The following is a 25,638-nucleotide window of genomic DNA, read 5'->3' as shown; positions in this document are numbered from 1 at the left end:
TGAGATCACTGGGATCCGTCGCCGAGGGTATGGACCCTGTCGAGGACCTTGATCTCTTCCAGATCTTCGTATCTGAATCTCTTGGAGTTGTTGGTGAACGACTTGTCGGCGGGCAGGAGCTTCTTCATGGCCTGCATCATGGTGCTTCCCATGCCCATCAGGCTCTTGGTCATGTTCACTCCGAACCTGGTGGTTCCGCAGACCACGTGTCCGGGGTTGACCACGTCATGCGGATCCAAGACGGTCTTGAGATCCCTCATCTTGGCGACCGTAGTGGCGCTGTGGATGTTGTCCAGGTTCCAGGCGAAGAACACTCCGAACCCGGTGCTCCTTCCTCCGTACTCCGAGGCCACGTCGCCGAGGTAGAAGTTGAATCCGAACGAGAGCATTCCGGTGATCATCTCGTCGTCCTTGAAGTAATAGGGCATGAACAGGGCGGTGGACCTGTCTACCATGACTCCGATGATTCCTCCGGCCTCCATCCTCATCTCCTTGAAGCCTTCGTAGCATCTGTCGGTGAAGGTACCCCAGTCGTGGGTCGGCACTATGACCTCAGCCGGGATCTCTCCGACTCCGAGGTGCCTGGCCCTGAACTCGTAGCATCTCTCCTCCCACTCATGCTCCGATATCTCGTAGGAGATCTTCTTTCCGCCGGACTTCTCAGCCACAGCGTCGAACCACGCCTCCTCCATTCCGTTGTGCTTCTCATCGCCCTGGAGGGTGACCAGCCACAGGTTGGAGACGTCGGGAGCGTGCCATCCGGCTCTCCTCTGGCCTTCGAAATGCATGTAATCGGACCAGGCGACGTGCAGGGGCCTGACCGAAGCGTCGTTGACCATCTCCTGCATCGGGCCGTCGATGGACTTGAGGGCATCGAACTCGTATGCCAGGGGTTTGATCTTGCCCATGGGGTAGATCCTGAAGGTGACGGTGGCCATGATTCCCAGGGTTCCCTCCGCGCCGGAGAAGAACTGGTTCAGGTTGTACATCTGCCTGTAGGATCCGATGTTGTCGAACCCGGTGGTGACGATCGAACCGTCGTCGACGATATAGACGGAATTCAGGACGTTCTCTCTGGCGGATCCGTACTTGTATGATCCGACTCCCATTCCGTTGGTGGAGATCCAGGCCCCGAGAGTCGCTCCGGGGAAGCTTGAGGGATAGGAACCGATGATGTAGCCTTTCTTCATGCAGGCTTCCAGCAGGTTCTTCCAGGTGCTTCCGGCCTGGACCTTGACGTAAAGCTCTTCCTCGTTGATCTCCAGGATCTTGTTCATCTTGGAGGACATGTCTATCAGGATGCCTGCTGCGGTCGGCATGCATCCTCCGAGACCCCAGCTGGCATTCCCTCTGGGGATGACGGCGATGCCGTTGGCGTAAGCGATCTTGACGACCTCTGCGATCTGCTCGGGAGTCTCCGGCCTGACGATGACGTCAGGGATGTTCTTGAAAGCCATCCCCGCCTCTTTGGGGAGGGGAGCCATGTCGTGGCTGTAGAGGATCCTGTCCATGTCGGAGGTGCTCACGTTCTTATCGCCAACAATGGCTTTGATCTTCTCGATGATCGCTGGGGTGACTTCGCGGCTGAGCCTGACGTCTTCCACAGTGCCTCCGAGCATGCCTTCCTCGATCCTCTTGGAGAATGCGTTGGTGGGCCCGTCGCGATACTTGCTGAAGCATCTGGAAGAGGACCTTCCGCCCAGCTCCTCGGCTTTGTCGGCGATCTTGTCGATGTCCTCGGCCGACGGGGATCCGGCGATCTTGGCCGCGACGGTGCTGCGGTCCGGGATGGTGCCGGCGATCTTCCCGAAAGACGCGGCGCACTCGAGGAAAGCCGCCATGTTCTTCAGGGGGACGTAGAAAGTGGTGAGATCGGGGTTGACGCAGTCGCATCCGACGCATTTCTCCCAGCTGGGCTCGCCGATTTTGGTGGCCCCGATCTCGGACATGAGCGCGTCGGTGGCTTCGATATCAGCGTTGACGAAATCCTCCGCGCCCTGGTATGCGATCTTGGTGCATTTCTCCGCTGCGTTGAATGAGATGTTGAGAGGCTTGAGGGAGGCCTCGTGGACCAGCTTCATGTAGGCGGCCTGCATGGTCGCGTAATCGGGGAAGCTGTAGGCGGCCATCTTGATGACGCCGAGAGGCGAGATTTTGAGGGTGACGGCGGTGATGAGCCCGACCCTGCCGTAGGATGCGACCATCGTCTGCGTCAGATTGTATCCGGACATGTAGTATCCGATGTTGTCGTATCCGGTCTCGAAGGAGTCTCCGTTGCAGTCCACCGCATAGACGTTGTAGACGCAATCCTTGATCGTGCCGTATTTGTACGATCCCAGAACCGCATCCTCGGTGTACACGAAATCCTCGAGGGTGGCTCCGACTTTGCCGGGATAGGCGCCGAGAGTGAACCCTTTCTCGTTGACTGCCGCCTCCAAATCCGCGATCTTGCATCCGACCTGGGCCTTGACGGTCATCGCGACGGTGTCAATGAACACAATCTCGGTCATTCCCGACAGATCCACGTAAACTTCGCCCTTCTGGCAGCCTTTTTTCCTGGCGAGGGTGGTGATTCCGGCCCCGGCGCTGAGGATCTTAGGGATGGCCTTGGCGATCTCGGACTCGTCGGCGGGCTTGAAGACTGCGACGTCGTCTGTGATCGTTGTCCTCCCGATGAGGGCGGCCAACTGGCTCATAGCTTCGGACGTGACTTTGGAATTGTCTGCTCCTATGGACTTCATGTGGGTCTCAACCTCCATTCAGCTTGAATGGATAATAATAAAGGCGGGTACAACATGGTTAATTAAAAAGTTTGGCTAGGCCACAGGTGTCTGGAACGAAGCGTTGACAGTGAAAAACGGTTTCCCAAGCGCCGGAATCGCGTCTGACCCCGGCGCCTGGGCCTCAATTCCTGTGCGCGTCCTCGTATGTGACCTGGGAAAGCGTCTTGATGCGGATTATCACGCTGCTGTCGTCTATCCTAGACGGGAATATGTCGGCGACTTCCCCGAGTTTCCTGCCGAACACCTCTACGTTTTCCAGATAATCCTTGTGCTCCCTGTACGGGATCTTGACTCTTAGCCCGTCCAAGTGCAGGACCATCGGTGACGGCCTGAGGCACATGTCTATAGGCTCGTAGCCTTCGAGGATCTGCTTGACCTCGGCCGGATGCACGAAGATAGGGTCTTCCTCCAGGCTCTTCTTCCTGTCGCGGAGCACTTTTTCCAGGGTATCGGCTATCTCCTCGAGCTTCGCCCTCTCCGGAGGCGTCCTCATCCTGGATGCCTTCCTGCCGACTCCGGACACGATGGCCTCGCATTTGTCGTCGATGCCGTCCGGTTTGGGGCCGGATACCAGCACCGTAGGCACGCGGATGTCCTCTATAAGCTCCGATTTCTTCTCCACGCAGCTCTTGAAGTTCCCATGACGAACACTGCGGCGTCGTACTCGTCGATGATGGCCTTCTCCTCGGCGGATATCTGGGACGTAGCTTTCCCTCTTCCCCTTGCGAGACCCATCACGACTGTCACCGAGCCGTATCTCCTGAGCTCTTCGGCGATGTCGCATATGGGGTGGGGCATGTGGTGCCTTCCAAGGGTCGGCCCGATGACGGCGATCTCGGTCCCGGCCAGAGGGACGCTTTTAACGACCCCGCCGATGTCCGAGCAGAGCTTGGTTATGGCTTCCCTGTCTTCCCCGGGAACCGACATGGTGACCATGAGCATCTGCGAGCTCCTGTTCTTCTGGAGGACGACGCCTCCCACGTCTTCGATCATCTCGAAGAGCTCCTCGGAGCGGTAAACCCCTCCGTCATACATCATGACCTCAAACATCTGCCGCACCTCCCATTCCGGAGTGTATCTTCTTGCCTTCGCCGATCATGTCCGGAAGCAAGATCTCCTCCGTCGCGACGACGGTGATCACGTTCCCGTCCATCAGCACCTTGCGGTTCTTGATCCCCTCGGGCATGGACCTCCACAGCGCGCCGAGTATCTCGCGCTTGGTCTCCTCCCCGGAAGACACCACCATGGATGCTATCTCGGATTCCTTGGCGCCTGTCACATCCAGGTCGAAGCGGGTCTGCTGGAAGACGGACCTCCTCCCGTACTTCCCCCAGAGGGCGGACAGCACCGCCGGCGCATAGCGCTCCTGCGATATCGTGAGGTGGATGTTCTCCCCCTCCGCCCTGACGTTGCACACGTCCGGGATGGTCTTGAGGGTCGGCTCCGATTTCAGGACTATCGAGAATATGAAGAGGGGCACGTCGGGCCTGAGCACCAGCTTGGCCCTGTCGATGAGGACCGCCTTGTTGAGATCGCTCATGATCTCGTCGAAAAGGCGCTGGTACGCCTCATCCCCGAACCTGTCGTCCCCTATTACCTCAGTTTCCATGGGAATCCCTCACAGGAGGCCTGAGCTCAGCAGAGCGCCGCCCACCGCGCCGATGTATTGGGAATCCGGAGGCACGATCGGGGCCTCCCCGAGGATCTCCCCGACGGCGGTGACCAGCCCGGAGATCAGCGAAGTCCCTCCGACCTGTATGATCGGATGCCTCACGTCGATCTCCTGGAGCTGCTGCTCGTAGACCTGCTCGGCGACCGAGTGGCACGCGGCCGCGGCGACGTCCTCGAACCTCTTCCCCTCGCCCAGAGTGGTGACCAGATCCTGGATGCCGAAGACTGAGCAGTAGGAGTTCATCTTGGCGTTCCTCCAGTTCCCTTTGTCTGCCAGAGCTCCGAGCTGGGTGACCTCGATCTTGAGCCTCTTGGAGGTCATCTCGAGGAACCTGCCGGACGCTCCGGCGCAGATGCCGCCCATGGTGAAGTTGTCCGGGACCCCGTCCCTGACGGTGATGGCTTTGTTGTCCATCCCTCCGATGTCGAGGATGGTGGCTTCGCCTCTCTGCCTGTCGGCCAGCCAGACGGCCCCTTTGGAGTTGACTGTCAGCTCCTCCTGCACGAGCTTGGCGCCGAAATGCTCGCCGAGGGTGAAACGCCCGTACCCGGTGGTTCCGATGGCTTCCACCTGATTCATCTCGATGCCGGCCATCTTGAGGGCGTTGTTGAGCACAGCTTCGGCCGATGCGACCACATCCCCGGAGGGAGTCCAGTCCTTCCCGATGATCTTGTTGTTCTCCATGACGACCGCTTTGGTGGTCGACGACCCGGAGTCCAGCCCGACGGTGATGCCTGTCTGCCTCTCCCTGGAAAGGAGCTCCTTCCTCGTGACTATGGTGACCAAAGCTTCCATCCTGGTCAGAAGCTGGGACGCCTTGAGCCTCTCTGTGAACGAATACGTGACCACAGGGAGCCTGGTGTTCTCCTGGATGAACCTTCTGAGCTCGTTCCTCACCAGAGCGGCCTCGGCGCACCTGAAGCAGGTGGTGATGAACACCGCGTCGGCGTCGTATTTCCCGTCGGCCAGCCTGACCGCCCTTGCGATCATCAGCTTGAGCTGAGGCGACCTGGGGACGAATCCGAACCTCTTGACGGCCTCGTCGATGTCCGCCGCGGAGACGTCGGGATACACGATTTTAGCCCCGACGGATCTGGCCGCCTTCTCTATCTCGTATTGGACGCTGCTGTATTCCGTTCCGCATGAGAGCTGCGCTATCTTGATCGTCATTTCAATCCCTCCAGGAATTCTTTGGTCTGAGCGACGAAATTGACCGCCTGCTCGTCGTTCTCCGGGTACGTGACCCTGAGAGCAGGGATGCCGCGCCTTTTTATGAGATATTTGACCATGAGATTGGACCTCTCGCATCCGACGCATCCGAAGCTGTAGGGGCAGTCGTCCATGATTATGGCCGCGTCCGCCTCGTCGATTAGGGGGCCCCACAAGGCCAATCTCCCTCTGACGCCGGATGGGACTTCCACACCGGCGTATTTCAGCCCTTTGACGACGTCGTCGAGGGTGACGTTCATCGGCGGCATGTCCACCTCTATGTTGTCCACCCTCTCCTGGATGGCGGCCATGGTGCTGAGCGGTTCATGCCCGAACCTTTCGACCAGATCGAAAAGCACCAGGCTGTTGGGCGGATCTATGAAGACCTTCATCGGCGTACCTCGCAAATTCTCTTGAAATCGTTTACTGAAATGCGTTTCTTCTCCTCGGGAGGGACGTATTTGGCGCCTTTGGCTACCTCTTCGAGCCCGTATTGGACCTTTGCCAGTAGCTCCCATTCCATCTCCAGCTGCGCGTACCCGGGCCTTGTACCGTGCATCGCGCGGCATCTTCTGGGGTCGCTGCTGGGGTATGCCCTGACTTTGGTGAAGACCTCGTTCGGATAGCCTTCCCTGACCCTGTCGCGTATCGACAGGACCAGCTCCCTCGGCCCCTCGACGAGGCACCCGTAGCATGTCTCCTTGACCAGAGCCTCCGCCCCGTACGCATGGATCATGCGCGCGAGCTGATCCGGCGTGAGCGTGGATCTGGGCGATATCATGAACAATCTCGTCTCTCTGGCTTCGCTCATAAATCCGCCTCCGTGACGTACACCGTGGCGTCGTCCTCCAAGCCGTCCATCAGCCTGTCCAGATCGTCCACGAACTTCCCTATGATGTTGGTCCCGTAGGGCTCCTCGCCGGTGGGGCCGTATTCTTTGCTGTCCTTCAGCCTGATGCCTATCAGACCGTGGTGCGGCCTGGCCTGGTTGGTCAGCCCTATGTCCCCGCGCTTGGACTTCTTGAACGGGTCTTGGGGATACAGGTTCTTTCCCCTCATCTCGTCGCCGTAGAAGGTCACCATGGGAAGGCCCTCGAAAGTGAACTGCACCTTCAAGGTCCCGACGGGCTTGTGACTGAGGCCGGTAATCTTCCTGAAATACATGTTGCTGGCTGGGTCGGCGTCAGAGAGCTTGATCTTGAACACTCTCTCCCTCGGGACGCCGAAAGTCTCGACCTCCCCGTCCTTGAGAGCCTGCATGGTGCGCTCCGGGCTCTGCTCGGCGATTATTGCGTCATCCGAGACGTCCCCGGTCCTGACCTGCTTTATCCCGGCGGCCTCCAGGAACTTGGCGCCATCGGCCTGGGTCATGCCCACCGAAAGCGCCCTCGGAGGCTCCGTTGTCACGGCGAAGACGTCGCCGGCTTTCGCGCGGGACAGGATTGCCGCCCCCTGGGTTATGTTTCCAGCCGAAGTGTGGCTGGGCGAGAGCTGCCTTTTCTCCTTGTAGAAGAATAAACGCCCGGTACCGACTCCGCTGTTCCTGACCGCGACCGCCCCGGCGCCTCTTATCGCTATGTTCTCCGCCGGGATCGAGACGTCCAGATCGTCGGAGCAGGATACGTAGCTCCCGGTCGAATCCGTCGCTCTGATGAATCCCTGGCTGGACAGCACGAGCACGTGCTCCGACGCCTCTGGGGAAGCCGGGTCCAGCTTGACCGTGACGGATGTCTCCACTCTGTACCCGTCCTCAAGCTTGAATGATAAATCGTCCGTGACCACGACGTTCTCGGTGCTGGTCTCGGACATCATGGGGCGGACGCCGATGATGCGGTCCCCCTCCCTGATTTTGTCCAGTATGTGCCTTCCGACGGTTATCTTTCCGATGAGCCCATGCCCGGCGCCGTAGGAGCCGTTGTGGTTGTCCCTGGCCACCATGATGTACGTGGTGTGGTTGTCGAACCCTCCGAGAGCGAAGAAGCAGTCGTAGGTCTTGTAGTGGAATTCCTCCCTGCTCACCTCCAGATCGGTCGGAAACGATCCGAACGCCGCTATGTCGTGGGTCACCCATCTGGCGTTCGCGCCGGGAAGCGCCTGTGCCACCTTGGTCCTCCACATCTCCGCCAGCGGGGAGTCGTTGAGGCGCATGACCATGGTCCCGGCTTCGGTCTCGATCTCGAAATCGCTGGTCTCGGTGACAATCTTCTCCTCCGACAGATGCACAGAGATGAGGGACCCTTTGACGTAAGTCTCGCCGGCTATCGCGTTCTTGAGCGTGGAGCCGGCCTTGAGCTTCTTCTCTTTGCCGTTGACGATGACTATCATTCGATACCGCGCTCCGGAAGCATCGACTGCACTTTCGATACGATCTCGTCCAGTTTGTCCTGGTCGCAGGTTACCCCTCTGACGACGCCGGTGACTATGTTCACGATCTCACCCTTGGTCTGGATCTTGTCGTCCGGGGGCATCACGCGGGACGTCTTGACGCCTATTGCAGCGAAGTCCTCGAAATCTATGGGGCACTGCGCCACTATTATGGCAGGTATGTTCACGTTCCTGAGTATCAGCCTGGCCTTGTAGATGATGTGGGCCCTGACGTTCCCCAGGTGGATCAGAGCCACCTTGTATTGCTGGATCCTCTCGACCTCGATCGGATCGAGGCCGAAGCAGGAACCCGTAGTCATGTCCGGCGCGTCGGCGGGCACTCCCGAACCGGCGTTCACCACCAGGACGCTCGTATCTATCCCTTCCTCGCGGAGCGCATAGGTGATCTCGCAGACGGGTTTGGTGATGTGCCTCCTTCCGGGACCCATCGCTATGGCCACCACGTCCCTCCCGGACTCGGAGATGGTCGCCCTCTGAGCAAGTCCGCCTCCGACTCCGAGACCCATCGATTCCCTGCACTCAACGAAGCTGAGATGCCTTCCCATCTTCTGCTTCAATTTCATTCACCTTCGGGCACAGGCTCCATGTTGAACTCCTCTAGGATGTCCTCTGGGTTCCCAATGGATACGACCGTCCCGTTCTTCATGAAGGCGGCGCGGTCGCAGCAGTTCATAACGAAATCCATGTCGTGGCTGACGACGATGAAAGTCTCTCCTAAGGTCTCCCTCGCCCTTACCACGGATTTCGCCACAATCGTCTTGGTTATCGGGTCCATCGTTCCGGTGGGCTCGTCGAGGATGATTATGCGCGGCTCTTTGATCAGAACCTGGGCGAAGGCTATCCTCTGGCATTCTCCCACCGAGAGAGAATCGGGATATGAGTAGAGAGTTTTCTCGACGGTTTCCTTGGGGAATCCCACGCTGGTCAGGACCTGTATAGCTTTTACTTTGGCGAGCTCCGCGGGCATCTTCATACCTATGCAGGTGGTCAGGTTCTGAAGGACGGTGTCGAAGGGATACAGCGTGTATTCCTGGTGGAGGACGCCGATGTAAGGTGTGGCCCTTCCTTTTCCTGCGAAACCGCTCTCGGACATGTCCACCCAGTCGTCGCCTATCTTTATCTTGACGGTTCCCGAGGTGGCCGGGGTCATTCCCGCAATCATGCGCGAGGTCGTAGTCTTCCCCGCCCCTGAATAACCTATGAGAGCGAAGACTTCCCTCTCCTTGATGTCGAATGATACGCCGTCGACGGCTTTGACGACTCCTCTGACGACAGAGAAATAGTGCTTCTTGGCGTTGTCCAGGACGATTATGGGCTCGCCGAGCTTTCCGACGGCCTGCTTCTCGAAATGGTAGTCCTTCATGAAGAGGTCGGTGACCTCCTTGGGGTTGCCCTGCTTGACGACGTTCCCGGCCTCCAGCAGAATAGCCTCGTCCGCCATCCTGGTTATGGCCTCAGGCCAGTGGGACGCGAACACCATGCAGATGTTCATCTTGCGGACGTAATCGATGAGACCCTGGTGGACCGTCTCGGCGGTGGTGGGGTCGAGAGTTCCGGTGGGCTCGTCGGCCAGGAAGAACAGAGGCTCCTTGGCGAGCTGCCTGGCCATGACCACGCGCTGCTTCTCCCCTCCGGACAGGTCCCTGGCTATGTGGGTCGTCCTGTGGGTCATGTTGACCATCTCGATCATCTCGATGGCGCGCCTGACCCTTCTGTCACCTTCGTAATCCGGGGTGACGGCTTCCATGACGTTCTCGATGACCGTCTTGTCTCCGAACAGGGCGAAGGTCCTCTGAAGCATGATGGCGATATGGGATTTCACCGCCGATCTGAGCGGATCATCCTCTTTCAGCGACCAATAATCCACCGCCAGCTTCTCCGTTTCCCCGCCGCATTTGACGCAGGGAACACCCTTTAACGGAAGATCGAGGTCGCCGCATTTCTTGCAGCGGTTGACGTGGTATATCACGCGGCCAGAGTCCGGGGCGTATTCGTCGCTGCCTCTGAGCATATGGATCAGAACGCTCTTTCCGGCCGCGCTCTTCCCGACCAAACCGAGTATCTTCCCCGTGGAAAGCTTGGCGCTGACATTCTTCAGTACTAACCTTCCGTCGAAGGATTTGGAGACGTTCTCGATTTCAAGAAGGTCGACAGATTCTTGAGCCATGCCGTTCCGTAAATCCTCTGCCAATAAATAGTATATGAATCGAAGCCCCGACGGGAAGCGATACACCCATCATACTTATCCGATGCCGTACTGTCCGAATATACATCCAGACACTCAAAACTATTTAAATTGGATGAAAGATATATCCATATGACCCCTGGACCAGCCAAATCCGGCGGACCGCTGCCGAAATTCAGCGATTACCATATCTGGAAGGCTATCGAAACCCTCGACAGCAGGAATACCATCGGAAGGAAAAAACTGGCAGAGCTCCTCGGCATCGGCGAAGGGAGCACCAGATCCATCATCTCCATAATGCAGGAGCAGGGAATGGTGACGATCGGGAAGAGCGGCATTCTGCTCACCGCCAAAGGTCTGGAATTCAAGAAGAAGACCCACATGGACATCTCCGCAGACGTGGACGCCGAAGGCCTGACCGGCGGGGATGCCAACGTGGCCGTCCGCATACCGAAGATGGCCAGAAACGTGAAATACGGATGCGAGGAGAAGGGCGCGGCCAAAAAAGAGGGGTCGGCAGGAGCCACCACCCTTACCTACTCCGGCGGGAAGCTGTCTTTGCCAGGCTCCGATGCCACGCTGGACGCCAGAACGGAGGAAAGCATAAGGTCCAGTTTCCAGCTGAAAAGCGACGACGTCATCATAATAGGCACCGGGCCGACTTTGGAAGCGGCGGAGATCGCGGCGGTCAACGCCGGGCTGGCCATGATGGGAGGGATGAGATTCGGCCGCGAATTGGAAGATATATTGTCGTCGCGCAGCTCGGGCAGCGAGCTTATCTCCCTTGCGTTCGCCATCCACGACTTGGTGGGAGGGCTCCCGGTATGCGCCAAAAGCAGGGACAATCTGGGGATAAGGATCGAGAACGGAAAGGTCATAGACAACGCGTACACCGGCCAGGTTTTGGAGGAAGTGATCAGCGCCGGAACCACCATACGCAAGATTGCAGTCTCCGGGCCTTACAAAGGCATCAGAGTCATCGTCACCCCGATCGAACTGGACAACCGCATCATCGCGGCCATAGGCGTGGTCGACATAAGATCCATGGCCGGCGTGAACAACCTCATAAGACTGAGGAATGACGACAATGAATAAGACGTGCAGATTGGTGGTGGACGCAGGGGTGTGCAAAAAACGCACGCTGGTGACCGCCGAGGAGGACATGGGCATGGTCCGCGTGGACATAAAAAGCGAATGCCCGAACGTTCTGAGGCTCTCCTGGGGATTGCAGCCTATCAGCGCATTCTCCGAGGTGGAAGCCAAGATCTCCGAATCGGAAATATACAGGCTCGCGGAAGAGACCATCCCCCACGCGGCCTGCCCGGTGATGGCCGGAATAATAAAAGCGATAGAAGTCGCCGGCGGCCTCGGTCTGAAGCGCGATTGCGCCATACATTTCCTCGAAGACGGCGAAACTTCGGACATCAAATGAAAGGAAAACCGAAGAATCCACAATTATGCGCAATGCGTTGGATTGCATACTTTTTTTAACGTCTAAATACATCAAGTGGAACCATGACAGCGGATCCGGACGCACCGGGCGACGAACAGCTCGAAATAATACGCGGGCTGAGAGGAGTCATCCATGCCTTCTATCTCGACAAGGAGATTCTCTCTGAGCTCGAGAAAGAGGAGGCAAAAGTCCGTGCGATGGGCAACATCGAAGTGGACAATCAGGGATTCAAACAGGCTCTGGAGCGCGACAGCGTCATCTGCATAGTCAAGGATCCCAGATTCAGACCTCCGCCAGAACCCACGGTCATCCTCGTCTCCGGGGAGGGCAACGTCATAGGCGAAGAGGTATTCCCTTTCACCGCGAGCAAGTACACTTCCAGAGACGATGTCGTGTGGCTGTCCGACGGATTCGTGCTGTTCCCCACGGTGCAGGCCAGCGGAGGAGAGCAGTTCGTCATGCCTCCCGTTTCGTTCCCGGAACTGAACGAAAGCAACGGTTGCAAGAACGTAGTCTCCTGCAGTCCGGCGCCCACCAGCGACCTCATGATCAAAAAACACTACGGGCTAGTTGACAACCCGAAGCTCGCGTCCGTCCTGGTGGCTTTCGACAGACTGTGAAACCTGGGCCGTATCCCAGGGCCTTCTTTTGAATACCCTTTAATACGGACATCCAGTTGACGGCGCATGGCCCTCAACGTCGTCGAAGAGCTCATCGGCATCAGAAAGCTGTGCGTAAGCTGCCGCGCATGCGAGAACGTGTGCGAGAAAGGCGCTATCACTCTGGCTACCGACAATGTGGGGTTCCTGAGGTCCTCCGTCGACGAAAGCAAATGCATCAGATGCGGAAGATGCTCGGAAATCTGCCCCCTTATATCCCCTCTCCCGGAAATCAAGAGGAGACAGGATTACTATGCGTTCAGGGCCAACGCCGAGATAGCGAGCACGAGCTCTTCCGGAGGTGCGTTCCCGATCCTCGCCGATTGGATGCTCGCCCGCGGCGGATACGTGTGCGGAGTCATCCTGGAAAATGGCGTGAACGCCGTATACGCGATCACAAAAGACAAGGATATCGTCCAGAAGATGCGCGGACCCAAATACGCCCCCAGCGACATGGGGCACATCTACGGCGAAATCAAGAAGAAACTGGACGAGGGCGAAGATGTCCTCTTCGTCGGGATGCCGTGCCATGTGCACGCCCTCCACAACATAGTCGGGGACGACCCCCATCTTTTCACCGCGGACATCGTGTGCACCGGCCAGCCTTCGCCGATGATATACAGCAAGTACATCGAAGAGCTGTCCGCGGAGAAGCCGATCACGTCCATGGATTTCAATCCCAGGGGCCAGCCCAAAGGCTCCCTGGCCATAATGTACGCAGACGGAACCTTCAGAATGTCCGTCTACGATCCGTTCGTCAGGGCATGCAACGCCAGCCTCATCATCAACCAAGGGTGCGCCGCATGCAGGTTCATAGACAGCAGGCCCGGAGACATAACTCTCGGAGACCTCATGGGAAGCGACAAAGTCGCGGGAAGCGCCGCAGGGACCCTCAGCCTGGTGATGGTGAACTCCCAAAAGGGAGCCGCCATGGCGTTCGACATGAACGATTCCGCCGATTTCGCCGAGAGGATACCCAAGCCTAATTTCGAGGAGAACCCAGGCCTGAAGCATGAGCGCAGATTGCATCTGGGATGGATCAGGATGGTGCACTTCCTTCAGCGCGGGCACCCGGTCGCCAAATCGATAGATTACTGCCTCAGATGGAAGTTCGACGTCGGCATAACAGGATTCTGGCGCGTCCTGAATTTCGGCGGGGAGCTCACGTACTACGCCCTGTACCACATCATAATGGACATGGGTTTGGAGCCGCTCATGATCGAATCCAGAAGGAAATCGAAAAGGAACGCCCCGCCGAACCCCCCTCTGCTGGCGACGAAATACCCGTTCTACAACATCGCCAGATGGTATGAAACGAAAGAGGAGCAGGAAGAGCTCAACAACAGGGTCGACAATTTCATAGTCGGATCCGATCAGGTGTGGAACAGGCGCTTCATCACCCAGGACATCCTGGAATGCTACACCCTGGATTTCGTCCACGACGAGAAAAACAAGATTGCAATAGCTTCATCATTCGGTACGGACAGATTCGAAGGCACCGACGAGGAGAGAGAATCCTTCGCCGCTCTGCTGAGAAGGTTCAACCACCTCTCCGTGCGTGAGAGCTCTGCCGTGGAGCTTTGCAAAGAGCTCGGCGCTGAGGCGGAGATAATCATCGATCCCGTCATGCTCTGCGACGTGAAGCACTTCGAGGCTCTTTCAGACGCCTCGCAGATGCGCTATCCGAAGCAATACGCATTCAACTACATGATGCACCCGGTCAACTTCGAAGGCATGGAGAAAATCTACGAAGCGCTGGGATACGGCCCTGTAACCGCCGGAAACGCGTCATCGGACTTCAACGAAAGGATTGACTACCCCAGGACTTCCGTGGGGACCGTCGAAAACTGGATGAAGGGCATCAAGAACTCGTCTTTCGTCGTCACCGATTCCTTCCACGGGACCGTGTTCTCCATCCTGTTCAGAAAGCCGTTCGTGACTCTGATAGGGAACTGGAACGAAGGCTCTGGGGTCGGCAGGATAACCACCCTGCTCACGACGCTGGGCCTCGAAGAGCGCATATGCAAGACGTCCCAGGATGCAATAGAATCCGGGGTCCTGTTCGCTCCCATCGATTACGACGAAGTCCACAGGAAACTGGATAAAGAACGCGAAGTGGGAATGGCGTGGGTTAAGAACGCTTTGAACATGAGCTGAAAGGGAGGGCCCGACGCAACAGAAGCATCGGGCCGGGCCCCATCATTCGATGTTCAAAGCCATCCTCAGCCATTGGATGTCCTTTTCCTTCAGTTCGTTGAGGGCTTTGTGGATAGGCTCGTAATCGATCTCCCTCTCCATCACATCGGTGGCGAGGGCCTCGTCGACCGTCTTGAATAGGCGGTCCTCCAAGCCGAATTTGTTGAGCAGAGTCTCCAGCCTGGTCAGTCCGCCTGTCTTGTCCAGATTGCCGTGCAGGACGACGAAGGGCTTCCTGAACAGAATCGAGAACACGGTCGCGTGGAAGGAATCCGTCAGGACGAAGGACGAGTTCTTGATGCACTTGACCCAATCGCTCACCGAATGCGTGTTGATGGCCAGGAGATCCTCGTTCCTGGGGTCCAGCAGATAGTTCAGGATCGTAACCGGCCCGTATCCCAGTTTGCTGTAGAATCTGTCCATGCCCTCGAAAATCTCGGGGTGCATCACGTAGTTGAAGACGTATTTGCCGGGGAACACGTGTTCGTTATTGCTTATAAGCTCGTCGAAGTGCTTCGTATCGCAGAGCATGACAGGGTCCAGGATTACGTAGGCTTCCTTTCCGAATTCCTCGATAATGTCTTTGGCCTGGCTCTCGCGCACGGATATGTGGTTGAACCTTCTGATCAGCTTCCCGAAGCGCTCAGTCTCCTCCTCATTACCTTCGTACCTGTCCGTTCCGAACGATGCCGCTATGGCGACTTTGTTCCTCCAATCTGCGACGAAATCCAGCGCATAGCATTCGATCGAGCTCTGGGAGACGAAACGGCGGTTCCAGACCTGGTCCGATCCGACCACGAAATTGGTCACGCGAAGGTTGATCTCGTTCTCCTCCTCCATAGTGGGGTACCATCTGGCCTTGGCATAGAACGGATATACGCCCTTCAGCAGCTTGGGGTCCGGAGGCGCCCCTTTGAAATCGTGGCGGGCCTCTATGAAGATGGGTTCCTGGCCCAGATCCAGCATAAGGTTGTAAAGAGCATAGTACGTCAGCTCCCCGCCGAAATTGTGGACGCGCCAGAATCCGGTGATGCCGACATCGAACTTCCATCCGAGGCAATAGTCCAGAGCTTTCTGTATGTGAACCCCGCGCTCGAGCATGTCGAAGAGCCTGGAGCGGCCCAGATGCGGCTTCGTCTTGCTGGACGAAGTCTTATTGAATCTTTTCAGGAAAGACAGCGGCACCGGCGTGACGTATTCGGCCGAGGATTGTGCAATCTCGAAGATCTCCTTCCCGCGCTCGTTGTTGACGAGAACGCTGCTTATCCCGTTCTTCAGATCTGTGTCCGAAATGATCTTGTCCGCGTTCCAAAGGTCGCCGATGGTCAGGTCCCCCTGTCTGGGCAGCCCGAACTGGCACTGGGCGCACGATTTGTTCTTGATCAGCCCCTTGACGAACGCCCTCATGTACAGATCGTTGAGGATGGTCTCGGTGCTTCCGTCTTCGAAGACCACATAAAGGGAGCCGTACGGGACGCCGAAGGCGCGGAACTTGACGTCGGCCACTTTTTTCCCGTAAGTCTCCTCCAAACTGGCGACATATTTCTTGAACACCATCTTTGATGCGAACCCGCCGCAGAGGAGATCGACCGTGATCAGATTCTCGTCGTTCTTGAATACATTCTTGATGGCGGCGACCTGGCAGGAGCATCCGACGAAAAGGACGCGGGAGCCTGCGGACAGCTTCTCTTTGATTTTTGGGTATATGTTCGTCAAGTCGCTGAACACGTATTTCGACCCGTGGAACGGGGTGACGCCCTCTTTGCTGTCCACCATGTCGAACACTACGTTGAATTCGCTGTCGTAAACCGCCCCGCAGATGAATCCGGGGACATCGCGGAAGACCGCATCGCTTATCAGAGACAGGGCGCCTCCGGACGAGCTCTTCTCCAGCACTTCAGACGGCGCTTTGACCGCATAGCATTCCGGCTCTTTGTCATTGTCGAAAACAGGGGAGATCTGAGGGCAGACGCGCTCGCATGCTCCGCAATCTATGCATGCGGACTTGTCTATCACTGCGACAGGGAAGCCTTCTTTATTCTCCACCATAGATATGCAATTCTTGACGCAGATGCTTTGGCATGCCGCGCATCCGGCGCATTCTTTGCTAAGCTCTGACAAGGCATCGATACAAGTCAATTCTATACCCAGACCTATCATGCCGAATCTACTATTTTATATGCACCCCGTTCAAATCCACTGGTTTTGCGGTATATCCCAGCGTATTCCGGGGGGCAACGGATGGAGAGGCAGAACCTCCCCTCCAGACCGCTCCGGCCCGAGGCTCAGGACAGCTGAAGCGAACTGAGAACCCACTCTATGGATTCGTCGCGGCCGAGAGCTATCCTCTCATGGACGGCGTCGTAGTCAATCTCCTCGCCGATTGCTCCGGAATTCAGAAGCTCCGGGATGTCGACGAAAATGCGGCCTTCCAATCCTGCGATCTTGAGCAAAGAGGATATCCTTCCCTCGCGCTCGGGCTCCGCCTTCGTTACGATCGCGAAAGGTTTCCTGAACAGGATGGCGACAGCGGCGGCGTAATAGGAATCCGTGATGACAAACGACGACTCGTCTATGCATTTCAGCCAGTTCTCTATGGAATATGTGTTGGTGACCGGATACGGAGACTTCAGATTGAAATTCGTCTCCGCATTTCCGACGAATATCTGCCCCAGACCCAATTCGTCGACAGCGGCTTCGAACCCTTCCAGATCCTTCTGGTGCAAGGCATAGATCAGCACGTATCCGTGGGGGAAAGAGGCCTTGGATTTCGCGATGAGGTCGCGATAATGCCTGGGGTCGCAGAGGAAGACGGGATCCATGATGATCTTGGCCTCCACGCCCATGGACTCGCATATGCTGCGCGATGAGAGATCGCATACCGATACCTTGTCCAGCCTGCCGATGGCATTCGCGATCCTCGCCCTGTCCTCGTCCGATCCTTCGAAGACGTTCGAGCCGAAGCTGGATGCTATGGAAATCTTGTTCCTCCATGACGGTATGAAATCCAGGGAATAGCATTCCACCACGTCCTGGCCGATGATCCTCCTGTCCCATATGGGACCCGGACCGGCGATGGCGTTGTAGACTCTGGCGCCGATCTCCGATTGCTCCCTGATGTTGGGATACCATTTGGCCCTCGAATTGGCGGTGTAATGGTTGCTGAAAAGGGCCGGCTCGCTGGGAAGGCCGGAGATGTCGTTCCTGGACTCGATCATCAATGATTCCATTCCCCTGTCCATGAAGAACATGAACAATGCGTAGTAGGAAAGCTCGCCGCCATAGTCGTTGACCCTCCAGAAGCCGGTGATCCCCATGTCAAACCTTCCGACGAGGCAATAGTCCACCGATTTCGATACGGGATACCCGCGGCCCACCAGATCGAAGAGCCTCTTCCTGGATTCGTGGATCGCAAGCCTGGGACCCATCCTGTTGAAGCGCTTCACGAAATCGAGCGGGACCTCCCTCCTGTATGCGGCCTTTTCGGAAATGGCATCGAACATCTCACGCCCTTTGCGGGTATTCACCAGCACGGCGCTGACCCCCTCCGAGATGTCGGTGTCGCGGATGTACCTCTCGGCACCCCAGAGATCCCCTATGGTCAGATCGCCGGGCCTGGGGGCGGACGAGAACTTGCAGTCGCCGCACGCCTGGTTCTTTATCATATGCCTGTTGTATCCGGCATAATACTTGTCGCCGAATGACAGCTTGCTGGTCCCGTCAGCGTAATCTATGGCGAGCATCCCGTACGGATACCCTTTTTTCCTGAATGAGAGGCCGGAGATCGGCTTCTCGGATGAGATCTCGGACACGTACCTCTGGAACACGCCTTTGGACGGCTGGCCGCCGCAGATCAGATCGACGCAATACAGATGCTCATCGTTCCCGATGCAGTTTCTGACGGCCTTCACCTGGCATGGCAGCCCTACGAAGAGAACATCGCGGTCCGCCTTCAGCTTCTCAGAGATTCTATCATAGATGTCGCGCATCTCGCTGTAGACATATTTGGAACCGCGCATCTTGGCGATCTCTTCCCTGTCGTCGGTCAGTTCGTAGACTGCGTTGAACTCCCCGTCGAAAACAACGCCGCACACGAACCCTCCCTTTTCCAAAATGAAATCGGCAAGAAGGGAGAACGCACCGCCGGAAGAGCTCTCGGAGAGCACCGGCTGCGGAGCCTTCAAAGCGTACGCCAGAGGCGAATCAACGGATTCTGATTCGTAATTGAGCTGCGGGCAGACCATCACGCAGGACTCGCAGCCTGTGCAAGCGGAATCGTCCACGTAAGCTCTGCAGAAGCCTTCCGCATCCAAGCCCATGCTTATTGCGCTGTGGTTGCATGCGCTCTCACAAGCATAGCATCCGACGCAGAATTTCTTCGCTTTGGGGAGTTCTGTCCCGACGTTGACGGCCATGCGAAGGCGTAGTGTTTTGCGATATAAATTAGCACTTTTTCTGGCGGCCGAAACCCAGGCTTCCGAAGCTCGTCCAGAACCGGAGAAACCGGAAAACGCCGGCTGCCATCCACCGAATAAGTTTATTATTCTATGACCATCAGGCACCATGGAACATGTGGTCGATGCGCTGGAAGAATTGGAGAAAAGCTGTCTGGGCTGTTACGCATGCAAGAATGTCTGCCTCAGCGGAGCGATCTCCATCGATCTCAACGAAGAAGGGTTCCTCAAATCGTCTGTCGACACCGAATTGTGCACGGAATGCGGAACGTGCATCGACGTATGCCCCATCATCAACCACAGCACCGGCATCAACATGAGCCGCCCCAAATCGTATGCCTTCATGGCCAACGACAAAGTCCTCGCTATGAGCTCTTCCGGAGGCGCCGTTTCCATATTGGCCGGGTGGACCCTCCACAACGGCGGATACGTGTGCGGAGCTCTCTACGACGACGACATGAACGTCGTGTACAAGCTGACGAACGACAGGAGCACCATCAGACGCATGTACGGCTCGAAATACGTTCTGAGCGAGATGAGAGGCGTATACAAAGACGTCAAGGCCTGCCTGAGCCAGGGCCACATCGTCCTTTTCGTCGGTCTTCCGTGCCATGCGGCAGCCCTCAGGAATTACATAGGCGAGGATGACAAGCTGTTCACCGTGGATCTGATCTGCTCTGGAATGCCATCCAAGAGCATCTACAAAAAATACATCAAAGAGGAAGCCGGGGGGAAGAGGATAAGAAACCTGACTTTCCGCAGCAAACAGGTCCCATACGGAACTCTGATATTCGATTTCGCGGACGGGACCAGCAAGACCAACTTCAAAGACCCGTACTTCGCCGGATTCAACGCTAATCTGTATAAAGACGACTGCTGCGCCAATTGCGATTTCGCGGCCGCCCCCAGGCACGCGGATCTGACCATCGGGGACCTGTGGGATTCGGAGAGGCTGTTCTACGACTTCGACTCCAGCAAAGGGGTCAGCGCGGTCCTCGTCAACAACGCCGCCGGAAGGAAGCTGATGAACGTCCTCATCGAAAATTCTACGTTCCTGAGGGAGATACCGTTCGACTTCGTGAGGCGTTTCAACAGGCTCCACCCCGAGCACAAGCACCACTTGGGCAGGAAAAGAATGTACTACATGCTTGAGCGCGGATATTCGGTCAGAAAATCCATCAAGTATTGTCTGGAATGGAAATATGACGTGGGAATCACCGGGCTATGGAGAGTGCCGAACTACGGCGGGGACCTGACATATTACGCTCTATTCAACATAATCAAGGACCTGGGGCTGGAACCCGCGATGATCGAGGCCCGCAGCAACAATAAATTCGTGGTCCCCGGAAGCCCGAAGCGCTTGGTGAACGCCTATCCCCTTTACAGCATCATACCTTGGGCCCATGACAAGCGCCAGCAGACCGAGGTGAATCTCAGGATCTACACGCTCATGGTCGGGTCGGACCAGGTCTGGAACCCGAATCTGTTCGAGGGACACCCCGAGACCGTGTATTCCTATGCCCTGGACTTCTCGACCCCGTGGCGCAATACCGTGGCGTACGCATCCTCGTTCGGCAAATCCACGTACGAGCCCGAGACGGAAGTGGAGAAAGAGCAGGTCAAAGCCCTCCGCAACATCAAGCACGTGTCGGTCCGCGAGAAATCGGGAGTGGACATATGCAAAAACCTGGGCATAGAGGCGAAGCATGTCCTCGATCCGGTCATGCTCTGCGGAATGCAGCATTATCAGGCCCTTCTGGACAAAGCTACCATGGAATTCCCGGAGCACTACGGACTATGTTTCATCAGGCACATAGGGGAGCATATGGAACCCCTCAGATTGGCCGACTTCATAGGCCTGGATTTCGTCAACATAGTCGGACCCGACATCAACCTCGATGAGGTCAGGACTTCGTACCCCATGACCCATGCTGGCACCGTCGAGAACTGGGTCAAGTCCATATATTACGCGGATTACGTGCTGACGGACTCCTTCCATGCGGCCGCCCTCTGCATCGTCTTCGGGAAACAGTTCACGGTGACGTACGGAAACATGGGCGAAGAGACCGGCTTGGACCGCTTCAGATCGCTGCTGGGAATGTTCGACCTGGAATGCAGGATGTACCAGACCACCTGGGACGCCGTCACATCCAAGGATTTCGGGGTTCCCATCGATTACAACAAGGTCAACGCCAAATTGGAGAGTCTTCGCGAGGAATCCCTGAACTGGCTCAAAGATGCCTTGGAGATAGAGAAAGAATATTGAGGGGGGACAGCCCCCCTCAGCGCTCTATGGCGCTCTCGAGCCAAGCCATGCATTCCGCCCTCAGGGCGTCCAGCTTCCCGTAGACGGCATCGTAATCGATCTCGCGCTTGTGGGCGCCCGCCTGAACGGCCTCTTCCGTGGTCCTGAATAGGCGGCCGCTCAGTCCCAATGAATTCAGCAGGGTGGACATGCGTCCGTTCCCTGATGCCTCATCCATGCGGCCGTACACCGAGATGAACTGCTTCCTGAACAATATAGCCAAAACGGTGGCGTGGAACGAATCCGTGAGAATGAACTCGGCTCTGCTTATCGATTTCAGCCAGTTCTCCACGGAATGCACGTTGATCATGGGGTATGAGACGGGCTTGGAATAGTCGAGCTCCGGCCCGCCGACGTTCAGCGAGGTGACCCCCAGCGCGGAGGACATCAGGACCGGATCCATGTGGACGTTTATGTGGCGGATGAAGGCTAGCATGTACCTCTTGGGGAACTCCATGTCGGCGCTGTCGATCAGCTCCTCGTAATGCTTCATGTCGCAGAGCATGACCGGATCCAGGACAAGCTTGGCATCGATGCCGAATTTCGCGCAGATGTCCACTCCCGACTTCTCGCGGACCGACACGTGCTTTATGCGCTTCAGAAGGTCTATGTGCTCCTTCTTTTGGGGCGTGTCCGCTTCGTAAGAGGTCGCTCCGAACGATGAGGCGTATGCCACGGAATTCCTCCATGCCGACACGAAATCCAGAGAGTAGGCGTTCAGCCCGCCGGGGGACAGAAGCTTGGGGTTCCAGACCTGATCCGACCCGACCATCACGTTCTTCACGCGGAGGTTGATCTCCGCCTGCTTCTCTTTGCTGGCATACCACGGCGCGATGCTGAACGCGGGATATTTGGTGTCCATGTGCACCGGGCTCGGAGGAGATCCCGGAGGAGCCTTGGGGTTGCATGCCTCCACGAATATCGGCTCCAGACCCATGTCTTTGACCACGTTGTACAGCGCATAGTACGTGAGATCCCCGCCGTAATTGGGGGCGCGCCAGAATCCGGTGATGGCCACGTCATATTTCGAATTGATCGAGTAATCCAGCGCTTTCCTGACGCTATAGCCCCTGTCGAGAAGATAATGGAACCTTTCGCTGGCCGGACCTGCCGGACGCTTCACATTGAACCTGTTGAAGCGCATGGCGAAGGACATCGGAATCTCCCTGAGGAAAGTAGCGTTTTCCGAGAGTACGCCGAACATCTCCCTTCCTTTTTCGCTGTTCACCACGACGCAGCTTATGCCGGTCTTCGCATCGAGATCATAGATGATCTTGTCGTAATTCCAGAGGTCGCCTATGGTCACGTCTCCCTGCCTCGGGATGGACGCGAACTCGCATTCAGAACAGGATCTGCTCTTGAACATATGCTTCAGGAACCCTGCGAAATACAGATCGCGGAAATTGGTCTTCCTGGTGCCGTCTTCGTATTCGATCACAAGAGTCCCGTACGGAAGCTCGCTGTCGCGGAAGATAAGGTTCTTTATCTTCTTGCCCTCGGAGATCTCCTCCAGATACTTCCGATAGATGCCTTTGGCGGGAAGCCCGGCGCAAAGAAGATCGGCGGTGTACAGCTTCTCCTTGTCCTTGATGCGGTTCTTCACCGCTGCGACCTGGCATGGGCAGCCGACGAAAAGAACCTCCTTCCCGGATTTCAGAGCTTCCTCTATCTCGCCGTATATACTACCCATCTCGCTGAATACGTACTTGGATTTCTGCATGTCCCTTACGACGGCGATGTCCTGGGTCATCCTGAACACGGCGTTGAGGTCGCTGTCGAACACCACGCCGCAGACGTATCCGCCGCGGGAGATCATCCGCTGGGCCATCGGGAAGAATGCGCCTCCGGAGGAACTCCTCAAAACCTCACTTTCTTCTGCCCTGTAAGCATAGAAGCTGGGTTTGGAGTCGTTGGAGCGGTCCAAATTGAGTATGGGGCATACCTTGGAGCATAAGCCGCAATCCACGCAGGCGAGGATATCAACTGAGGACCTGCATATTCCTTCGTCATCCAAAACCATGCTGACAGCGCCTTTGGGGCAGACGCTGACGCACGCGGCGCAGCCGCAGCAATCCTTTCCTCTGCTGCGGAGATCGGTGACCACATCGGACATGCATGATAATTATGCGGATGATTAATAACACTAATCATTGGGAAAGAGCCTGGAATGCAGATCAGATCCGGATTTAAGGAGCCCTTTTGATGCTCTGAAATTCGCCCGCCCAAACATGATAAGCGAACTGCCGACAAAAACCGATATTTTAGTAAGGAAAGAAGTTTGGCCGGGGGTTGCCCGGCCGTTTAGGTTCAGGATTCCATGATCAGGACCTTGCCCGAACCAGAGAAGGTGTGTCCCTTGAGGTTTTCGGCATTGGCCGTGATCTTGGTGGTGCCGTTGATCTTCTTGAAGGTGTAGCCGTAGAACGCCTTGGAGTCGACGTCGGTGAGGCCGGATCCGAAGGAGACATCCTGCAGGTTCGTTCCGGAGAACGCTCCGTATCCTATGGTCGTGGCGCTGCTCAGATCGGCGGCGGTAAGCGCCTTGCAGTTATAGAAGGCGTGCTTGCCGACGGAGATGACGCCGCTCAGGTCGATGGTGGACAGGGAACTGCATCCGCTGAACGCGCTGGTGCCCAAGACAGTGACATCTCCGAGATCGACGGACACAAGAGCAGTGCAGCCGTAGAAGGCGTACGTTCCGATGGCCGTCGCCCCTTCGAGGGTGACAGACTCGAGCTTCTTGCATCCCTTGAAGGCATTGCTGCCGATCTCGGCCGAAGTGGTCACGGACTCGATGGCAGTCCCTGCGAAAGCACTGGAGGCTATGGAGGTGACGGACCATTCGAATCCGAGGTAGGTGATGGTCTCGGGGATTACCAGCTCGGTCACACTGTCATCAGCGAGGCTGATGGCGGACATATCCTTGGAATCCTCGTTGGAGGTTATCTTGTACTTCACGTCGCCGCTGACGATGACTCCGTTAACGGGCGGGACGTAGATCTCGAGGCTGTCGCTGGCATCGCCGGTGAACTTGAAGCCCTTGACGGCGTCGCTGAGCTTCATCTCCGCCTTGTCCTCGCCTATAAAGACGAATCCCTCGAACGCACCGTCTCCGATTGTCTCGAGAGTGTAGTTGAACAAGAGGTAACTGACGCTGCCGCATTCAGCGAAGGCTCCTGCTTCTATGGTAGTAGTCCCGTCTCTGAACTTGAGGCACTCGAGCGCGCTTCCGCGGAAGGCGTCCGCGCCGATGGTCTTGACGGTGGCTGGGAACCATATGTAGTTGAAGTAAGCGTCTTCGCCGTTCTCCTTGAGAGCGGCCCCAGCGTTCCTGAAGGCTCCCGCGCCTATCTTTTCGACGGACTCCGGAATCTGGACCGACAGCATGGAGGCGGGGAACCTGATCAGGACTGCAGCGTCCTTGTCATAAAGCACCCCGTCAGCGGAGGAGTAGTTCTCGTTCTCTTCAGATACCACGATGGACGTGAGGAACGGGCTGTCGAAGGCTCCGGCGCCAATATCGGCGACTGTCTCTCCGACCTCGATGGAGGTCACAGTAGTGCAGTCAGCGAAGGCGCCTTCGGCAATCGACACGGGGACGAACTCCATGTCGTCGCAGTATACGAGGTCAGGAACCGCGATGGAAACGGGCTCTCCGTCGTATCCGAATGCGGAGACGGTGGAGCGGTCCTCCAGAACAAGGTACCAAACGTTCTCGTAGACGAAGGCAAGCAGGGTCTTGGAGAACTCCGCGGTGACGGTCATCTCACCGAGGACAGTCCTGGAAGACAAGTCCCATCCCTCGAAGGCGTAGGAGTATTCCTCGGTAGAGTCCTTGACGATGGCCTCGGATTCAGAATTTCCGATGGTCAGGACGTTTCCATCAACGATTATGGTAGTTCCGTAGAATGCGGTAATCTCTTCGACGGAAACGGATCCAGCATCCTCATCTGAAGACACGATCGTGACGACATACTCTCTGAGGGTCCTGGAAATCTCGTAGGAGACCTCGATGTCGTCGGCCACGATGGTGGACCTTCCGAGGAGCTTGCCGTCGCACATCCACCCGCTGAAGTCGTAGGTGTACTGGGCATCGCTCACGGGGACATCGGCCTTGAAGTTGGCGAAGCCGGGAACGGAGAGCGTGTAGGTGTCCTCGGACACGTTCATCTGGGTGCCGTAGGGGACATCGAACTCGACGGTCTTGGTGGTTCCGCAGTCGACGGTCTTGACGGTTACGGTGTACTCCTGAGCTGTCCTGGTGATCTCGTAGGAGACCTCGATGTCGTCGGCCACGATGGTGGACCTTCCGAGGAGCTTGCCGTCGCACATCCACC

At 56.9% G+C, this 25,638-nt stretch carries 17 protein-coding genes and 1 pseudogene; 5 read left to right on the top strand and 13 right to left on the bottom strand.

Going from position 1 to position 25,638, the window contains the following annotated elements:
• Positions 1-5: 5 nt before the first annotated feature.
• The 9 genes and pseudogenes from IKP20_07955 to atwA all read right to left on the bottom strand — a co-directional run bounded on the left by IKP20_07955 (position 6) and on the right by atwA (position 10,216).
• Complete coding sequence (locus IKP20_07955) at positions 6-2,759, bottom strand: FAD-binding oxidoreductase (GenBank protein ID MBR4504884.1); 2,754 nt, start codon at positions 2,757-2,759, stop codon at positions 6-8.
• Positions 2,760-2,904: 145 nt separating this feature from the next.
• Positions 2,905-3,833, bottom strand: a pseudogene (locus tag IKP20_07950) (methanogenesis marker 7 protein).
• Positions 3,826-4,392: a methanogenesis marker 17 protein gene (locus tag IKP20_07945; GenBank protein MBR4504883.1), complete on the bottom strand. Its 567-nt coding sequence runs from the start codon at positions 4,390-4,392 to the stop codon at positions 3,826-3,828. Before IKP20_07945 ends, IKP20_07950 begins: the two are co-directional and overlap by 8 nt.
• A 9-nt stretch (positions 4,393-4,401) precedes the next feature.
• Positions 4,402-5,625 (bottom strand): methanogenesis marker 15 protein, encoded by a 1,224-nt coding sequence (locus tag IKP20_07940; GenBank protein ID MBR4504882.1) that lies wholly within the window; start codon positions 5,623-5,625, stop codon positions 4,402-4,404.
• Positions 5,622-6,056, bottom strand: a complete 435-nt coding sequence (locus IKP20_07935; GenBank protein MBR4504881.1) for a methanogenesis marker 5 protein — start codon at positions 6,054-6,056, stop codon at positions 5,622-5,624. The genes IKP20_07940 and IKP20_07935 overlap by 4 nt, the downstream gene beginning before the upstream one ends.
• On the bottom strand, positions 6,053-6,475 hold the full coding sequence (locus IKP20_07930; protein ID MBR4504880.1) for a methanogenesis marker protein 6: 423 nt from the start codon (positions 6,473-6,475) through the stop codon (positions 6,053-6,055). Before IKP20_07930 ends, IKP20_07935 begins: the two co-directional genes overlap by 4 nt.
• A complete protein-coding gene (locus tag IKP20_07925) occupies positions 6,472-7,989 on the bottom strand; it encodes a methanogenesis marker 3 protein (protein MBR4504879.1) in 1,518 nt (505 codons plus the stop codon). The genes IKP20_07930 and IKP20_07925 overlap by 4 nt, the downstream gene beginning before the upstream one ends.
• Positions 7,986-8,606 carry a methyl-coenzyme M reductase I operon protein C gene (gene mcrC, locus IKP20_07920; protein ID MBR4504878.1) on the bottom strand — a complete coding sequence of 207 codons (621 nt, stop codon included), beginning with the start codon at positions 8,604-8,606 and terminating at the stop codon, positions 7,986-7,988. Before mcrC ends, IKP20_07925 begins: the two co-directional genes overlap by 4 nt.
• Before the next feature lie 2 nt (positions 8,607-8,608).
• A complete protein-coding gene (gene atwA, locus IKP20_07915) occupies positions 8,609-10,216 on the bottom strand; it encodes a methyl coenzyme M reductase system, component A2 (GenBank protein ID MBR4504877.1) in 1,608 nt (535 codons plus the stop codon).
• Between the two features lie 150 nt (positions 10,217-10,366).
• Here atwA and IKP20_07910 point away from each other — a divergent pair, with 150 nt between their 5' ends.
• The 4 genes from IKP20_07910 to IKP20_07895 all read left to right on the top strand — a co-directional run bounded on the left by IKP20_07910 (position 10,367) and on the right by IKP20_07895 (position 14,503).
• Positions 10,367-11,329 (top strand): DUF2111 domain-containing protein, encoded by a 963-nt coding sequence (locus IKP20_07910; protein MBR4504876.1) that lies wholly within the window; start codon positions 10,367-10,369, stop codon positions 11,327-11,329.
• Complete coding sequence (locus IKP20_07905; GenBank protein MBR4504875.1) at positions 11,322-11,666, top strand: hypothetical protein; 345 nt, start codon at positions 11,322-11,324, stop codon at positions 11,664-11,666. The genes IKP20_07910 and IKP20_07905 overlap by 8 nt, the downstream gene beginning before the upstream one ends.
• An 83-nt stretch (positions 11,667-11,749) precedes the next feature.
• Complete coding sequence (locus IKP20_07900) at positions 11,750-12,307, top strand: hypothetical protein (protein ID MBR4504874.1); 558 nt, start codon at positions 11,750-11,752, stop codon at positions 12,305-12,307.
• 66 nt (positions 12,308-12,373) lie between these two features.
• On the top strand, positions 12,374-14,503 hold the full coding sequence (locus IKP20_07895) for a polysaccharide pyruvyl transferase family protein (protein MBR4504873.1): 2,130 nt from the start codon (positions 12,374-12,376) through the stop codon (positions 14,501-14,503).
• A 42-nt stretch (positions 14,504-14,545) separates the two neighbouring features.
• Here IKP20_07895 and IKP20_07890 read toward each other — a convergent pair whose 3' ends face one another.
• Together IKP20_07890 and IKP20_07885 are read right to left on the bottom strand one after the other, a co-directional pair.
• A complete protein-coding gene (locus IKP20_07890) occupies positions 14,546-16,663 on the bottom strand; it encodes a polysaccharide pyruvyl transferase family protein (GenBank protein MBR4504872.1) in 2,118 nt (705 codons plus the stop codon).
• Between the two features lie 164 nt (positions 16,664-16,827).
• Complete coding sequence (locus IKP20_07885; protein ID MBR4504871.1) at positions 16,828-18,957, bottom strand: Coenzyme F420 hydrogenase/dehydrogenase, beta subunit C-terminal domain; 2,130 nt, start codon at positions 18,955-18,957, stop codon at positions 16,828-16,830.
• 148 nt (positions 18,958-19,105) lie between these two features.
• On the opposite strand from IKP20_07885, the gene IKP20_07880 reads away from it, so the two are divergent.
• A complete protein-coding gene (locus tag IKP20_07880; protein MBR4504870.1) occupies positions 19,106-21,262 on the top strand; it encodes a Coenzyme F420 hydrogenase/dehydrogenase, beta subunit C-terminal domain in 2,157 nt (718 codons plus the stop codon).
• A gap of 16 nt (positions 21,263-21,278) precedes the next feature.
• On the opposite strand, the gene IKP20_07875 is transcribed toward IKP20_07880, so the two are convergent.
• Positions 21,279-23,414, bottom strand: a complete 2,136-nt coding sequence (locus tag IKP20_07875) for a Coenzyme F420 hydrogenase/dehydrogenase, beta subunit C-terminal domain (GenBank protein ID MBR4504869.1) — start codon at positions 23,412-23,414, stop codon at positions 21,279-21,281.
• Positions 23,415-23,608: 194 nt separating this feature from the next.
• A partial coding sequence (locus IKP20_07870; protein ID MBR4504868.1) for a leucine-rich repeat protein occupies positions 23,609-25,638 on the bottom strand: 2,030 nt, incomplete at its 5' end.

This window comes from Candidatus Methanomethylophilaceae archaeon, from assembly GCA_017524805.1.
Classification (GTDB): Archaea; Thermoplasmatota; Thermoplasmata; order Methanomassiliicoccales; family Methanomethylophilaceae; genus Methanoprimaticola.
This window is presented reverse-complemented; position numbering and strand designations above follow the sequence as displayed.